At 71.3% G+C, this 14,134-nt stretch carries 15 protein-coding genes; 7 read left to right on the top strand and 8 right to left on the bottom strand.

All coding sequences use genetic code 11. The features are described from left to right. Nucleotides 1-143 precede the first annotated feature (143 nt). Nucleotides 144-938, bottom strand: a complete 795-nt coding sequence (locus F0L68_RS18030; RefSeq protein ID WP_149850744.1) for a hypothetical protein — start codon at nt 936-938, stop codon at nt 144-146. A 121-nt stretch (nt 939-1,059) separates the two neighbouring features. Continuing rightward, nucleotides 1,060-1,467, bottom strand: a complete 408-nt coding sequence (locus tag F0L68_RS18025; RefSeq protein WP_149850743.1) for a PaaI family thioesterase — start codon at nt 1,465-1,467, stop codon at nt 1,060-1,062. An 87-nt stretch (nt 1,468-1,554) separates the two neighbouring features. Between F0L68_RS18025 and F0L68_RS18020 the strand changes: the two genes are divergently transcribed. Beyond that, the gene (locus F0L68_RS18020; protein ID WP_149850742.1) at nt 1,555-2,337 is read left to right on the top strand and encodes a helix-turn-helix domain-containing protein; all 783 of its coding nucleotides are present in this window, start codon (nt 1,555-1,557) and stop codon (nt 2,335-2,337) included. A gap of 74 nt (nt 2,338-2,411) precedes the next feature. Here F0L68_RS18020 and F0L68_RS18015 read toward each other — a convergent pair whose 3' ends face one another. Then, nucleotides 2,412-2,975 carry an MOSC domain-containing protein gene (locus tag F0L68_RS18015; protein ID WP_149850741.1) on the bottom strand — a complete coding sequence of 188 codons (564 nt, stop codon included), beginning with the start codon at nt 2,973-2,975 and terminating at the stop codon, nt 2,412-2,414. A gap of 207 nt (nt 2,976-3,182) precedes the next feature. Between F0L68_RS18015 and F0L68_RS18010 the strand changes: the two genes are divergently transcribed. Beyond that, nucleotides 3,183-4,754, top strand: a complete 1,572-nt coding sequence (locus F0L68_RS18010) for a beta-N-acetylhexosaminidase (protein ID WP_149850768.1) — start codon at nt 3,183-3,185, stop codon at nt 4,752-4,754. Nucleotides 4,755-4,850: 96 nt separating this feature from the next. Here the strand turns inward: F0L68_RS18010 and F0L68_RS18005 are convergent, their stop codons facing one another. From F0L68_RS18005 to F0L68_RS44560, 3 genes are all read right to left on the bottom strand, one after another. Next, entirely contained in the window at nt 4,851-5,045 is a 195-nt protein-coding gene (locus F0L68_RS18005) for a DUF397 domain-containing protein (RefSeq protein ID WP_149850740.1), read from the bottom strand. Then, a complete protein-coding gene (locus tag F0L68_RS18000) occupies nt 5,042-5,872 on the bottom strand; it encodes a helix-turn-helix domain-containing protein (RefSeq protein ID WP_240542984.1) in 831 nt (276 codons plus the stop codon). Before F0L68_RS18000 ends, F0L68_RS18005 begins: the two co-directional genes overlap by 4 nt. 113 nt (nt 5,873-5,985) lie before the next feature. After that, nucleotides 5,986-6,117 carry a hypothetical protein gene (locus F0L68_RS44560; RefSeq protein WP_276313861.1) on the bottom strand — a complete coding sequence of 44 codons (132 nt, stop codon included), beginning with the start codon at nt 6,115-6,117 and terminating at the stop codon, nt 5,986-5,988. A gap of 164 nt (nt 6,118-6,281) precedes the next feature. On the opposite strand from F0L68_RS44560, the gene F0L68_RS17995 reads away from it, so the two are divergent. The 3 genes from F0L68_RS17995 (at nt 6,282) to F0L68_RS17985 (ending at nt 8,286) form a co-directional block, all read left to right on the top strand. Then, on the top strand, nt 6,282-7,046 hold the full coding sequence (locus tag F0L68_RS17995) for an SGNH/GDSL hydrolase family protein (protein ID WP_149850738.1): 765 nt from the start codon (nt 6,282-6,284) through the stop codon (nt 7,044-7,046). Between the two features lie 3 nt (nt 7,047-7,049). Further along, nucleotides 7,050-7,673 (top strand): nucleoside/nucleotide kinase family protein, encoded by a 624-nt coding sequence (locus tag F0L68_RS17990; RefSeq protein ID WP_149850737.1) that lies wholly within the window; start codon nt 7,050-7,052, stop codon nt 7,671-7,673. Nucleotides 7,674-7,893: 220 nt separating this feature from the next. Then, on the top strand, nt 7,894-8,286 hold the full coding sequence (locus F0L68_RS17985) for a hypothetical protein (protein WP_149850736.1): 393 nt from the start codon (nt 7,894-7,896) through the stop codon (nt 8,284-8,286). Between the two features lie 90 nt (nt 8,287-8,376). Here the strand turns inward: F0L68_RS17985 and F0L68_RS17980 are convergent, their stop codons facing one another. Next, nucleotides 8,377-11,775, bottom strand: coding sequence for a phosphodiester glycosidase family protein (locus F0L68_RS17980; RefSeq protein ID WP_149850735.1), 3,399 nt, complete (start codon nt 11,773-11,775; stop codon nt 8,377-8,379). A gap of 159 nt (nt 11,776-11,934) precedes the next feature. On the opposite strand from F0L68_RS17980, the gene F0L68_RS17975 reads away from it, so the two are divergent. Further along, entirely contained in the window at nt 11,935-12,225 is a 291-nt protein-coding gene (locus F0L68_RS17975; RefSeq protein ID WP_149850734.1) for a DUF6412 domain-containing protein, read from the top strand. Between the two features lie 103 nt (nt 12,226-12,328). Continuing rightward, nucleotides 12,329-13,075, top strand: coding sequence for a YidC/Oxa1 family membrane protein insertase (locus tag F0L68_RS17970; protein WP_149850767.1), 747 nt, complete (start codon nt 12,329-12,331; stop codon nt 13,073-13,075). Here the strand turns inward: F0L68_RS17970 and F0L68_RS17965 are convergent. After that, a complete protein-coding gene (locus F0L68_RS17965) occupies nt 13,017-14,048 on the bottom strand; it encodes a fatty acid desaturase family protein (RefSeq protein WP_223198890.1) in 1,032 nt (343 codons plus the stop codon). The two genes, F0L68_RS17970 and F0L68_RS17965, sit on opposite strands and share 59 nt — an antisense overlap. Nucleotides 14,049-14,134: the final 86 nt, after the last annotated feature.

The following is a 14,134-nucleotide window of genomic DNA, read 5'->3' as shown; positions in this document are numbered from 1 at the left end:
GATGGCGTTCGACTGGGAGTGGCGTCCAGGTGGCGCGTCGCAAGGCGGAGGAGCCCCTCATGGCGGAGCCATGTGGGGCGACGACAACGCGGCGAGGCGTCAGCTGGGCGTCACTCCGTCGGACAGTCATCGTGTTAGGAGCTCTAGGGGCGAAGGGCGTGCAGGCGGTCGGCGAGGTCGGCGAACACCTCGCACCTGCGGATCCACGCCGCCGAACCGGACTGGTCGGACGGCCTGTCCCCCAACGGGTTCACCGGATCCGTCACGCCGTACTCGATGCGGTAGGCGAGCAGGTCGGTCGCCGCGTCCAGCCAGCAGGTCGGGTCGGGCGCGGTGATCTCGCCGAGGCCGACGGTGAACCACACCGGCATCCGCTCGTCGACCGCGAGCGCCCTGCCGACCCTGGTCCTGGCGACCTCGACCAGCTCGCCCCGCGCCTTGTCGCCTGCGCGCATGGCCTCCTGCCGCCAGGTCTCCTCGACGGCCTCGCGATCGGCGTCCAACCGGCCCGCCGCCTCCTGCGCCGCGGTCTCCCGCGCGCCGATCTGCCAGTCCAGCTGGTGCACGTCGTGCTCGAACCGGCCGCGCTCGATCCTGGCCACCTTGCCGCTGGCCAGCCGGTCCTGGACGTCGGCCCGCCTGGCGCGCAGGTCCGTCCACTCCTGGACCTGCTGGCGGAGCGTGTCGCGGACGGAGTCGGCCAGCACCTCCTGCTCGGCGTCCCACGCCTGGCGCAGCACCTGGGCGAGCGACCGGAACTCCTCGGCCGACGCGTCGAGGCCGGCGTCCGGACCGGCTCCCGCGCCGGCCAGGCGCCGTTCCAGCACCGCGATCCTCGCGGTGAGCCGGTACAGCTCGGCGACCAGCTCGGCGTGTCCGTCGACCAGCCCGGCGACGATCGGTTCGACCGCGTCGAGCCGCTCGATCTCCGTTGGCACGCGTGCTCCCTCCGCCGGCCGGTGGTTCGGCCGCCAGCGAACCGCACGTCCACGTCATCGCCAACCGCTGCGCAGGCCGACCACACAACCGCGCAGAAATGCCACCCGTTCGGGCAAGGGATCAGGCACGGGGTGTGCGGACCGCCTGGGTCTGGGTGGTCTGGCCGACCCGCCGGTCCGAGTCGTCGTAGAGGTCGGTCTGCACGACGACGGTGCTGCCGCCGACGTGCAGCGGCCGGCTGACGGCGCGCACCTCGCCCGCGCGCACGCCACGGAAGAAGTTCGTCTTCGACTCGATGGTCGAGGTGGTCGCGCCGGCCGGCAGGTTGAGGAAGGCGCACACCGCACCGGTGCTGTCGGCGAGCGCCATCAGCGCGCCGCCGTGCAGCACGCCGCCGACGGTGCACAGGTCGGCGCGCCAGCCGAGCCTGCCGCGCACCTCCGCCGCGTCGGCCGAGGTGAGTTCGACGCCGAGCACGGCGGCCAGCGGCATCGCGGCGGTCAGGGCGGCAAGGTCGTTCTGCTCCATGGCACGCCACTCTCGCGCGTGCGCGAAGGCAAGTCCATTACCTCACTGGTAATGGATCTGCCGCGCGACCGGACCTAGGGTGATCAGGTGATCGCAACCCAGACAGCCGTGCGAGTCGGCCCGTTACTTCGCGACTGGCGGCAGCGCCGCAGGCTCAGCCAGTTGGAGCTGGCGCTGACGGCGGGCACCTCCGCTCGCCACGTCAGCTTCATCGAGACGGGCCGCGCGCAGCCGAGCAGTGACATGGTGCTGCGGCTGGCCGAACACCTCGACGTGCCGGCGCGGCAACGCAACGCGCTGCTGATTGCCGCCGGTCACGCCCCCGTCTATCAGGAGACCCCGTTGGACGCGCCGGAGATGACCGCGGCACGCGAGGCCGTCGACAAGATCCTTGCCGGCCACGAGCCGTATCCGGCGCTGGTGACCGACGGCGCCTGGAACCTGATCGCCGCCAACAACGGCATGGGCAAGCTGCTGGCCAGCGTCGCGCCGGAGCTGGTCGCGCCGCCGGCCAACGTGTTGCGCATCGCGCTGCACCCGGACGGCATGGCGCCCAGGATCGTGAATCTCGGCGAGTGGCGGGCGCACCTGCTTGACCGGCTGCGCCGGCAGTGTCAGGCCTCCGGCAGCGAGACGCTGGCCGCGCTGTACGACGAGGCCCTCGGGTACGGCGGGGAGCACGAGGGGCCGGAGCACAACTCGGCCAGCGACCTCGTGTTGCCGATGCGGCTGCGGCACGGCGACCTGGAGCTCTCGTTCTTCAGCACGGTCGCGACGTTCGGCACGCCGATGGACATCACGCTGACCGAGCTGGCGATCGAGACGTTCTTCCCCGCCGACGAGCAGACGCGGGAGTTCCTCCACAGCTGAGCGACCGTCCCTTGTGGACGGTCACCCGACGGTCAACCGCCAACGATCGGGCGTTGACAGTCGGGCGTTGAAGGTCAGACCCAGTCGAGCGGGACGTGCGGCTCGGCCGGCAGGTCGACGTCGACCCGGTCGCCCGGCCGGACCTCGCCGCCGGCGAGCACGACGGCCATGATGCCCGCCCTGCGGACGATGGTGCCGTGCTCGTCGCGGCCGACCACGGCGGCGAGCATGCCGCGCTGGAAGTTGTCGATCTGCGCGCACGGGTTGCGCAGCCCGGTCACCTCGACCACGGCGTCCTCGCCGAGCCGCAGCACGGTGCCGGTCGGCAGGCCGAGCAGGTCGAGGCCGCGGGTGGTGACGTTCTCGCCGAGTTCGCCAGCGGACACGGTGAACCCGCCCGCGTTCAGCTCGTCGTGCAGTTCGGCGTGGATCAGGTGCACCTGCCGCAGGTTGGGCTGGTTCGGGTCGCGCGCGACCCTGGAGCGGTGCTTGACCTTCTCGCCGAGGTGCGCGTCGCCCTCGACACCGAGCCCGGCGAGCAGCCGGATGCCGTCGGCGTTCGGCTTGCTGAAGGTGTGCGTCGCGCTGCGGCTCACCGCCGTGACGACCCCGCCGTCGGTGTCCCAGATGTCCGTCATCGATCGCCCTCCCGCGCTGATCCGTTGCCTCCGCAGGCATTATCGCTGGTCGCGGGCCTTCCGTAAATTGGTCTACACCCTTGACAGTGCGTGCACCGGCTGTAACCGTAGGTCCGCTCCGCCGCCGCGCCAGGACACTCCGCCCCGCCTTGTTCCGGGAGGAAAGTTCACGTGAGTACACACAGCGAAGCACGGCATCGGCCACGACTGCGACGCACCGCAGGCACTCTCCTGCTCGCCGCCGCCCTCGGGCTCGCGGTCACCACGTTCGGCGGGTCGGCCACCGCGGCGACCCCGAGGTCGGCGTACCTGAACGTGGTGCCGGCCCCGGTCAGCGCCCAGCCCAACGCCGCGGCCGCCTACCCCATCACGGCCAACACCAGAATCTACGTCGACCCGTCGGCCAACCAGGTCGGCGACTACCTTGCCGGGATCCTCCGTCGCTCCACCGGATTTCCGCTCCCGATCACCCCGGCACCAGCCACCCCGACCGACGGCATCGCGCTGCTGCTGACCGGAGCCGGCACGCAGGTCGGCGCCCAGGGCTACCAACTCGACGCCAGCACGGCGAAGGTGGTCATCCGCGCGCAGACCGTCGACGGCCTGCGCGCCGGGGTCCAGACGCTGCGACAGCTCCTGCCGGCCAAGGCGGACAGCCCGACCGTCCAGTCCGGGCCGTGGGCGGTGCCGGGCGGGCACGTGCTCGACTACCCGAGGTTCGCCCAGCGGGGCGCGATGCTGGACGTGGCGCGGCACTTCTTCCCGGTCGGCACGGTGAAGCGCTACATCGACGAGATCGCGCTGTACAAGGTCAACGTGCTGCACCTGCACCTCGCCGACGACCAGGGCTGGCGGATCGAGATCAAGAGCTGGCCGAAGCTCGCGACCTACGGCGGCAGCACCGAGGTCGGCGGCGGGCCCGGCGGGTACTACACCCAGGCCGACTACCAGGGCATCGTCGCCTACGCGCAGTCCAGGGGCGTCACGGTCATTCCCGAGATCGACATGCCCGGCCACACCAACGCGGCGCTCGCCTCCTACGCCGAGCTGAACTGCAACGGCGTCGCCCCGCCGCTGTACACCGGCACCGACGTCGGCTTCAGCTCGCTGTGCATCAGCAAGGACGTCACCTACACGTTCCTCGACGACGTGATCCGCGAGCTGTCCGCGCTGACGCCGAGCCCCTACCTGCACATCGGCGGCGACGAGGCGAAGGTCACCAGCGACCCCGACTACATCGCCTTCGAGCAGAAGGTGTTCCCGATCCTCCAGAAGTACGGCAAGCACGCCGAGGGCTGGCACGACTTCCTCAAGGCGAACCCGCCGACCTCGGCGGTGCCGGAGTTCTGGGGCACCACCAACTCCGACGCGAACGTGACCGCGGCGGCCCAGCGCGGCACCAAGATCCTGTTGGCCCCGGCCAACAAGACCTATCTGGACATGAAGTACAACTCGAGCACGCCGCTCGGCCAGAACTGGGCTGGCTACATCGAGGTGAAGACCGCCTTCAACTGGAACCCCGGCAGCTACCTCCAGGGCGTGCCGGAGTCCGCGATCGCCGGCGTCGAGGCGCCGCTGTGGTCGGAGACGCTGGTGACCACGCGCGACATCGAGTACATGGCCTTCCCAAGGCTGCCAACGATCGCGGAGCTCGGTTGGTCGCCGGCGGCGACGCACAACTGGACGGCGTTCCGGGCGAGGCTCGGCGCGCAGGCCCCGCGCTGGAAGGTGCTCGGCATCAACTACTACCCGTCGAGCCAGATCGTCTGGGCGAAGTAGCCGCCTGGCGCGGCAGGGGCGCGGCCCTCGGGCCACCCAAACGCGACGCCGAGGGAGAGCGGTCCAACGGACCGCCTTCCCTCGGCGTTGTCGTTGTCAGTACTGGAGGTCGAGCCGACCCGACTTGACTGTGCCAAGGAATCGTTCGAAGCCGGCAGCGCCAACGTCAAGCCGGCCGCCGTCTCGATTCTTGGTATCCCGGATCCGGGTCCGGCTCGGGCTGACAGCGAGTTCGACGCACGCGTTCGCGTTGCCGCTGTGGCTACTTTTCCGCCAAGGCTGCTTTGTCATCGTCCCTCTAGTGCACTCAGTACGTTGCCGATCAATACCGCCGAGTGCGTCGGCGGGAGCGCAACGTCGCGGCTCACCTGATCGAAGGTGTCGGAGAACGCCGCGACATCCTCTTCATCCTCCAAGGATTCGCCGCCCGCCGCGTGCTCCAGATAGACGAGATCCTGATCTTCCGGATCTTCGAAACCAAGCAGAATGACCGGCCCCGACATTGCGCCGTACGCGCCCGCACCGAAGGGCACGAGCTGAATCGTCACGTTTTCCCGCGAGCCCGCCGAAAGCAGGTAACGGAGTTGCTCCGCCATCACCGCACGACCACCGACCACTCGGCGGATCACAGCTTCGTCGATAAGGGCGTGCAGTTCGAGGGAACCCGGCGCGCGCAGCAGCTGTTGCCGGGCCTGCCGCTCGACGGCGGCGCGTAACTCCCAGCCGTCCGGGCGCTGCTTGTTGAACAGCGCCGCGCCGTCGGCCACGGCCGAGGCGTAGGCGGCCGTTTGCAGTAGTCCTGGAATGGCAACGGGATCCATGGTCCGCTCCCGAACGGCGTCCGCCTCGTCCCGCCGAAAGGCCTGGTACTTAGGGGTGAAGTGGTCGGCGTGCTCGATGGTCGTGGTGTCGGAGCTGGCGTGTTCCCACAACCGCAGGGCTTCCGCGCGTTCCTCCTCGGTCACGCCGTAGACGCCGAGCAGGGAGCTGAACAGGTGAATGCGCGGCAACACCGTGCCGGCTTCCATCCTGGTCACGGTGGGTCGCGCGCACCGGGCCAACTCCGCGACCCGCTCCGGGATCAGGGTCGGTTGCCTACGTTGCCGCAACGCCTTCATGTACCTGCCGAGCTTGCGCTTACGCCGCGTCGACCCTGCCGCCATGCGATCACCATAGCCACGTCGGCACCGTCGTCGATGCCGTCCGACACATGAAGAATCCGCCAGGTGGGTCAGGAGCGTGCCGCCAACAGCGCTCTGGCGATCGACCGGACGGCGACGGCGGGCTCCGTCGTCTGCGCGCGGACGCGGCTGGCCAGCACGATCCCGGTTTTCGCTGTCGTCAGGGCAAACGGCTCAGCCACTGAGCCGGAGGGCGGACCCTGCCAGTCGGTGCTGGCCGAGCCGGAGCACGGCCGCAAGGGTGGAGGATGCGACGATCGGACCAACGGAGCCCCCCGCGTCGTAGGTCAACAACGCCGCAGCTATCGGGTGATAACGTCGTTTCGTTCGCATCCTTGGAGATCCCATGTCGCTACGCCTGACCCGGCTGGCCCAGCCGGCCGCCCTGTTCCTCCTGCCGCTTCTCGCGGCGCAGGGCTACCGGGTGCGCAGCCGCACGCCCAGGCTGCCCGAGGCGGCGACCACCGCAGGCACGGCACCCGCGAGGGACGAGCGGGACGGCGAACCCGCCCTGCGGCTCGCGGTGCTCGGCGACTCGGTGGCGGCCGGCGTCGGGGTCTCCGACAACGCGGACGGCATCGCCGGGCAGGTCGCCGTCGCACTCGCCGAGCGCACCGGCCGGGCTGTGTCCTGGCGGGTCTCGGCGCGCAGCGGAGCGACCGCCCGCCAGATCACGAAGGACCTCGTCGCCGGCCTGAGCGCGCCGGACTGGCGGCCGGACGCGTTGCTGATCTCGGTCGGCATCAACGATCTGCTGGAGCTCCGGGGCCTGACCGCGTGGCGGGCGGACCTCGCCGAACTCGTGCTGGCCGTGTGGGCACGACTCGGCTCGCGCACCCCGGTGCTGGTGACCGGCATGCCGCCGTTGGCGCTGTTCCCCTCGCTGCCACAACCGTTGCGCGGGGTGTTCGCGGCCAGGGCGCGCCTGATGGACGTCGAGCTGGCGCGGATCGGGCTGGCGCCCGGCGTGCGGCACGTGCCGATGCCGCTCGACCAGATTTCCCTTGCGCCGACCACGTTCTTCGCCAGCGACCGCTTCCACCCCTCCGCCGTCGGCTGCCGGGAGTTGGCGCAGGCGCTCGCCCCGGCGCTCGCCGAGCTGCTCGGGTAGTCCGTGCGCGTGCGACCGCTGTCCCCCGACACCCTTGCCGGCGAGCTCGTCGAGCGGATCGACGCCCTGCCGGGGTCGGACCGGGTCAGGGTGCTGATCGACGGCGCCCCGGCCGCCCACCCGGAGCGGCTGGCCGACGCGCTGGTCGAACCGTTGCGGCTGCTGGGCCGCCCGGTGCTCCGAGTGTCCACAGTGGACTTTCTTCGGCCGGCGTCGCTGCGGTTCGAGCGCGGCCACACCGATCCCGACTCCTACTACGAGGACTGGCTCGACGTCGGCGGCCTGACCAGGGAGGTGCTCGCGCCGCTCGGCCCCGGCGGCAGCGGGCGCGCGCTGCCCGCGCTGTGGAACGCCGCGACCGACCGGGCCAGCCGCGCCGAATACGAGACGCTGCCACCCGGCGGCGTCCTGGTCGTGGACGGCGCGTTGCTGCTCGGGCGCGGCCTGCCGGCCGAGCTCACCGTGCACCTTCGGCTGTCCGCCGCCGCGCTGGCCAGGCGCACGGATCCGGCGCAACACTGGACGCTGCCCGCGTTCGCGCGCTACGACGAACAGGTGGGCCCGGATCGGGCCGCACAGGTCATCGTCCGGTACGACGATCCGCTGCGCCCGGCGCTGGTGATGTGACTGTCCGGGCACACCTATTAGGCCGAGCGGGCAGCGGCGTCCGCCTTCCGAGTGATCATCGCTGCCGGACGGTGCCATCCAGCGCAAACGACTTTACGCTGTGGCCGAAGCACTTCCTGGGCAATGCCGTTGGTATCTGAGGTTCGGCCGCCTGGAAAGCGCGGACCGCTCCGGACCCCGGCGGTGTCGTCCTTCCCCAAGCGTCCGGCAGGGAAAAGCGATGCTCAGACATGACCCCAGCTTCGTCTCGACCTTGACGACGTCCTCGGCATCTCCGTCAGCCGCCTCGGACGAAACAGAGACACTTCGCGAACTTCGCGAGGCCTCGATGGCGTTCCGCGCCGTCACCGCGGCGCATTCCACCACCTGGCATAATTTCCTCGACCGGTTGCCGGCCATTCAGCGCAATGTCCTGATCGTCGTGTGCCTCGAGGGAATCCCGATATCCCGCACCGCCGAAATGCTGACGATGGAACCGATGGCGGTGGCGGCCATTCTGACCCGGGCCATGCGGACGATGATCGAACATTTGCGCGGGGAGGGCTGGTCGGACACCCGGCCGTGCCTGACGGCTCCGCTCCCGGCGGAACCGGAGCCGTCCGACACGCTCTGAGGGCCGCTACCCGGTCACGGTCAACGCCCGGTCGCAGTCAACACGTCCGATCGCAGTCAGCGTCCGGTTGCAGTCAACGTCCTGTCACGGTCAACGCCCGGTCACGGTCAGCGTGACGGAACCGGTCACACCGCCACTGGCGACCCGGACCGTCGCGCTGCCCGTCCGGTGCGTGGTGGCCTTGCCGGTCACCGCGTCCACCGACAGCACACCGGGATCGCTCGACGTCCACACGTGCGAGGCTGGTGTCGCGACGGGCAGCGTGAGCGCCGGCAGGTTGTCCCCGCCGACCGCCGTGCCGGTCGCGGCGAGCGCGACGGACTGTCCCGGCGTCAGCGGGCCGCCCGGCGCGGCCACCGCGATCGAGGACAGCACCGGCTCGACGGAGAACGAGACGTCGCCGCCCCTGGCCACGTTGACCAGCCCGAAGTGGTAGAAGCCGCCCTGGTCCGCCGGCGCGTAGGCGGGCATGCCGAGGTCGGCGAACGTCAACTGCGGCACGCCGTCGCCCGGCAGCCCCGGCGTGCCGTCCGGGTTGAGGACCTGCTCGGCGAAGCCGCGCGCGTGCCCGTAGAGCATCGCCACGTGCCGGCCGGGATGCGTCTGCTGGAAGCGCTGCGCGAGCCGCACGTACATCCGCGCCTCCCAGCGGTCGCTGAACTGGCTGTCCGCCAACGGATGCGGGTCGTAGGCCGGCATGTGCGTCACCAGCAGCACGGTCGGCGACGTGCTGTTGGTGAGCTCGTCGACCAACCACGGGTACTGCGGGCGGGCCGGCGACTGGAACGGGTCGGAGGACAGCAGCGAGCCGTGCGCGCTGTCGGTCACCACCACCCTGGCCGCGCCCTGGGTGTAGGCGTACTGCGTGTCGCCGAAGGTGGCGCGGAAGTTCTGGTTCTCCGGCGTCGCGCCCTGCCCGATCTCGTGGTTGCCGACCGCGTCGTGGAATGGCACGCCGAGCGCCGCCAGCTTCCCCTTGGCGAAGTCGAGGTTCGCGGCGTCGCCGTTGTCGGACATGTCGCCGAGCGCCTGCGTCACGACGGGTTTCGCCTGCGGCGCAAGGGTCGCGATCCGCCGCCCCACCGCGTCGAGGACGTGGCTGCCGGCGGACTCGGGGTCGCCGGCGAGCAGGTGCGCGTCGTCGCCGACCAGCAGCGTGGCGCCGCCTGGCCGGAACGCGGCCGCGTCCTGCGAGTAGTGCAGCCATGGCGGGTTCGCCGGGATCGGCACATAGGTCGGGGCCACGATCGGCCTCGGCGAGTACAGCGCCTGCAACGCGCTGACGTTCAGCGTGCCGGTGGTCGTGCGGCTCGGGCTGATGCTCAGGAAGTCGAGGAAGCTGAGCCGCAGCGGGTACTTCAGGCCCGGCGGCAGGTCGGCGACGACGAACCGCCAGTCCTGCCAGGTGACCTTGGTCGGGTACATGGTGACGGCGGCCCCGTCGACCTGGAGGTAGGACTCGGCGAGCTGGATGCCGCTGCGGTCGCCGCGCACCCACAGCCCGATCCCGGTCGGGTTCTGGCCGTTGTCCGCGCGGGGCAGCTCGATGGGTTTGGTCGAGGACAGCACGAGCTGCTTCACGCCAGCGCCCGCCGGCATCGTGTAGTCCAGCCGCAGCGAACCCGGCGCCTGCACGCCCGGCGGCAGCGCCCCGGTGTCCAGGCTCAGCGCGGCGGGGACCCCGGTGGTGTTGCGCAGCCTCCAGGTCGCGACGTCGCTGAGGTCGTCGGCCAGCTTGGCCTGCTTGCCAACGGCGACGGTGGCGGTCGCGCTGGCCCCGCCGACCGTGGCGGTCACCGTCACCAGGCCGGATCCGGTGTCGGCGGCGACGAACTTCCCGGTCGCGTCGACGCCGCCGAGCGCGGGCTGGTCGACGGTCCAGCTGGCCGCGTCCGGCGGGATCTCCACCGGGGTGTGCCACCAGGAACCGGTGCCACGCAAGGTCAACTGGACGTTCCCGCCGTTGTTGACGTCGGGGGCGGCCGGGTCGACGGTCAGCGAGTCGAGCCGGTCGACCACGGTCAGCGGTTGCGCGCCGAAGGCAAACCCGTTGCGGGCCACCAGCATGCCGTGGCCCGCGTGGTTGAGCGTCAGCCTGCCGTCCGCCCAGCTGCCGAGGTCGGGCGGCAGCACCCTGACGTCGGTGCCCCCGGTCGCCGGGTTGGCCAGCCGGTCGGTGGCGCGCACGGGCACCGGGATCGTGCCGCCGGCCACGGTGGTCACCGGGCGGCCGTCGTTGACGACGACCGAGCTGGCCGGGCCGGCGGACTGCGCGGTGCTGTAGACGAAGATCCCGTTGGCCACCGGGCGTTCCGTGCCGTCGGACGGGGAGTTCTGCACGGACACCGCCGCGTCGCCGGGCCTGCGGGCGACCAGCTCGGTCGAGCCGCCGCCGTCCAGCAGGATCGCGGAGTGCGCGCCGTGCGCGATGAGGTAGCCCGCGACCTCGTGCGGCGACACTCCGGTCGCGGTCGCCTGGCCGGCGCGCCCGTCCAGCACCGCGAACACGGCGTGCCGGCCGTCCTCGCTGATGCCGACGGCGGTCTCCGGGTTGATGCCGCCCGGCGGGGTGCCGGTCGGGTCGTCGTAGGGCTTGCCGTCCCGCACCAGCATGGTCGCGCCGCTGATCAGCTCGCGCAGCGCGCCGTCCGGCGCGACCCGCTCCGCCAGCGACACCGACGCGCCCGGCGCGAGGTGGCCGGTCAGCCACGCGCCGCCGTCGCCGGAGCCGAGCAGGCCCTCCTGGCCGGCGGGCAGCGCGGGCAGCGCGTCGAGGCCGGTGCGGACCTCGTCGACGACCAGCGTGTCGCCGACGCGGTGGCCGAGCGCGAGCACGGCGGTGGCCGGCAGCGCCCCCGCGTCGCCGAGGTCCGGTGTCACGCGGGTGACGGCCCCGTCGGCGAGGTCGTTGACCACGTTCACCGAGCGCAGCTCGTGGCTCGCGCCGCCGACGGTGATCGTGCCGGTGTAGGTCTGCGCGCCGATCACCATGCTGCCGTCGGCCCGCACGCCGAGCTGCGCGTTGTAGTCGGGGCGCGGGCTCTTGCGGAGCTGGCCGCCGGTGATGACGCCGCCGAGCGGGCGGCCGCTGGCGTGGATCTCGAAGTAGTCGCCGTTGACGCCCGCGACGGCGTGCGTGCGGTCGGCCATCGAGGACACGGTCTCGTCGGCGGGATTGCTGAGCACGTCACCGGCCTCGACGACGCCGAGCCGCAGGTTCCGGTCGCTCAGGTCGAGGTCGAGGACGTGGGTGTGCTGCCGTCCGCCGACGGTGTCGTAGGTCTCGGCGTAGGTCTTCGCGCCGCGCGTGACGGTGCGGTCCTCGGTCCTGCTCTGGTCGACCACGACCGGCCAGTTCACCGGGGTGGCTGGCAGCCAGTCGCGCGCCGAGGCCGGGGCGGACCCCGGCGGCGCGGCCTGCGCGACGCCGGCGAACAGCCCGGCGCTCACGAGCAGCGCGACACCAACGGCGAGAATCCGACGACCCATCGCGGCCTCCAGGCAGGGTTGGAGTTCCTGACCCACCATGCCCAATCGCGGGTACGCTCGCGAGGGCACATCGGGCATTTTGGGCCCGGTACACGTCATCGGGTGAAACTCGCGGTGAAGTCGTCGGGTGAAACTCGCGACGAGCGAAGGGGGAATGCCATGTCGCGTCTGCACCTGATCGTCGCGCTGCTGTTCCCCGCCGCCTTCGGCCTCTCCGTGGTCGGCGCCAGCCCGTCCGCGCTGCTCGCCGCGGCGACCGCGCTGACCGTCGCCGTCGCCGCGCTCGTGCTGATCACCAGGCCCTCGGACGACTCGACGGCTCCGGCCGGCGTCCGAGCCATCGCGCTGCGGGAACGCGCGCACCGCACGGCCTTCCTGCGGCTGCGCGATCCCGACGCGGCCGGGCGACCCCGGCCACGGGCACCGGGACGCGGCTACTCGGCCGCGTGAGTTCTTACTAGTTTCGGCACGCGGCCGTTTCCGCCTGTCCTCGTTCGCCTTTCCCTTGTCCCGGAAGGCGATCCTCGCTCGCAGAGACGACGGAGTGCTGCCCATGTTCGGCTTCCTCGACGTGCCCGTGTCCGGCGCGTTCCACCTCGTGACCATCCTCGCCGACCTGCTCGACCCGCTGTTCGGCGCGCTCGCCACCGCCACCGCGATCGTCGCGTTCACCGCGTGCGTGCGGCTGCTGCTGCACCCGCTGAGCCGGGCCGCGGTGCGCGGCGAGCTGGCCAGGTCCGCCCTCGCCCCGCAGGCCAAGCAGCTCCGGGACCGGCACCGCGAGGACCCGCAGCGACTACAACAGGAGCTGTCCGCCCTGTACCGGGCCGAGGGCACCTCGCTGTTCGCCGGCTGCCTGCCGATGCTGGTGCAGCTGCCGTTCTTCTCGGTGATGTACCGGCTGTTCTCGTCCCCGTCGGTCGGCGGAACGCCGAACGCGCTGCTGGGCCACACGCTGTTCGGCGCGCCGCTCGGCGCGCACTGGCTGACCGTGGCCACGACGTGGTCGGGCGCGGTGTTCGTCGGCCTGTTCGCCGCGCTGGCCGCGGTGGCATGGTGCTCGATGCGCTGGCAGGCGAGGCAGGCACCGGACACCGGCGCGGTGCCCGGCGGGAAACTGTTGCGGCTGCTGCCCTTCGGCACGGTGCTGGCCGCCGCGGTGCTCCCGCTCGCCGCCGGGCTCTACCTGCTGACCACGACGACGTGGACGCTCGTGGAACGGGCCGCCCTGCGTCGGCGCGCTACCGCAGCGGCGCGCCGACCGCGTGCAGGTGGCGGAGCACCTGGGCGTACGAGCTGACCAGGCTGCTCTCCTGGTAGGAGATGGTGCGCGCCGCGCAGAAGTCGCGCACCAGCAGCTGCGCGCGGCGCAGGCTCGGGCGGGGCATGCTGGGGAACAGGTGGTGCTCGATCTGGTAGTTCAGGCCACCGAGCAGGAAGTCCACGAACCAGCCGCCCCGCACGTTGCGCGAGGTGAGCACCTGCTTGCGCAGGAAGTCCAGTTCGTCGGCCGCCGACAGCATCGGCATGCCCTTGTGGTTGGGGGCGAAGGAACATCCCATGTAAAGGCCGAACAGCCCCTGGTGCACCGCGATGAACACGACCGCCTTGACCGGCGACATCACCAGGAACACGGCCGCGAGGTAGCCGAGGATGTGCACGCCGATCAGCACCGCCTCCAGCGCGCGCTGGCGGACGTCGCCGCGCACCACCGCGCGCACCCCGGACGCGTGCAGGCTCAGGCCCTCCAGCAGCAACAGCGGGAAGAACAGGAACGCCTGGTACCGCGCCATCATCCTGAGGAAGCCGCGCTTGGTGCTGGACTGGCCGAGCGAGAACGACAACGCCTTGATGTCGACGTCGGGGTCGTGGTCCTCGTGGTTGGGGTTGGCGTGGTGCTTGCTGTGCTTGCCGACCCACCACCCGTAGCTCAGCCCGACGACGAGGCTGTGCGCGAACCCGGTGACGTCGTTGGCCCGCTTGGTGCGGAAGATCTGCCGGTGGCCCGCGTCGTGCCCGACGAACGCGAGCTGCGTGAACAGCACGCCGAACAGCGCGGCGACGGCGAGCTGCCACCAGGAGTCGCCGAGCAGCACGAACGCGGCGCAACCCGCGGCGAACACCGCGGTGTTGACGGCGATCCGCACCAGGTAGTGGCCGCGCCTGCGGTCGAGCAGGCCGGCGAGTTTGATCTCCCTGGACAGTTCGGCGAAATCGCTGCCGCGCGTCTGGCCTGCCTGGCCGACGACCGGCGCCGCGTTCGGTTTGCTCACGATGGCGTCCTCACTTGGGGCTGCGGCACCGGACGGCACCAGTGTTTTGGCCATAGGCCAAAGGCGGCAAGCAAACAGAATCGGAA

This window comes from Solihabitans fulvus (genome assembly GCF_008386585.1).
Taxonomy (GTDB): domain Bacteria; phylum Actinomycetota; class Actinomycetes; order Mycobacteriales; family Pseudonocardiaceae; genus Solihabitans; species Solihabitans fulvus.
The sequence above is the reverse complement of the archived record's forward strand: the minus strand, read 5'-3'. Positions and strand labels throughout refer to the sequence as shown.

Coding starts and splice junctions, on each gene's coding strand:
- F0L68_RS17975 (WP_149850734.1), top strand. CDS start 11,935: ATGTCGCGTCTGCACCTGATCGTCGCGCTGCTGTTCCCCGCCGCCTTC.
- F0L68_RS17980 (WP_149850735.1), bottom strand. CDS start 11,775: ATGGGTCGTCGGATTCTCGCCGTTGGTGTCGCGCTGCTCGTGAGCGCC.
- F0L68_RS18025 (WP_149850743.1), bottom strand. CDS start 1,467: ATGGAGCAGAACGACCTTGCCGCCCTGACCGCCGCGATGCCGCTGGCC.
- F0L68_RS18000 (WP_240542984.1), bottom strand. CDS start 5,872: ATGAAGGCGTTGCGGCAACGTAGGCAACCGACCCTGATCCCGGAGCGG.
- F0L68_RS17995 (WP_149850738.1), top strand. CDS start 6,282: ATGTCGCTACGCCTGACCCGGCTGGCCCAGCCGGCCGCCCTGTTCCTC.
- F0L68_RS17985 (WP_149850736.1), top strand. CDS start 7,894: ATGCTCAGACATGACCCCAGCTTCGTCTCGACCTTGACGACGTCCTCG.
- F0L68_RS18015 (WP_149850741.1), bottom strand. CDS start 2,975: ATGACGGACATCTGGGACACCGACGGCGGGGTCGTCACGGCGGTGAGC.
- F0L68_RS18005 (WP_149850740.1), bottom strand. CDS start 5,045: ATGACAAAGCAGCCTTGGCGGAAAAGTAGCCACAGCGGCAACGCGAAC.
- F0L68_RS17970 (WP_149850767.1), top strand. CDS start 12,329: ATGTTCGGCTTCCTCGACGTGCCCGTGTCCGGCGCGTTCCACCTCGTG.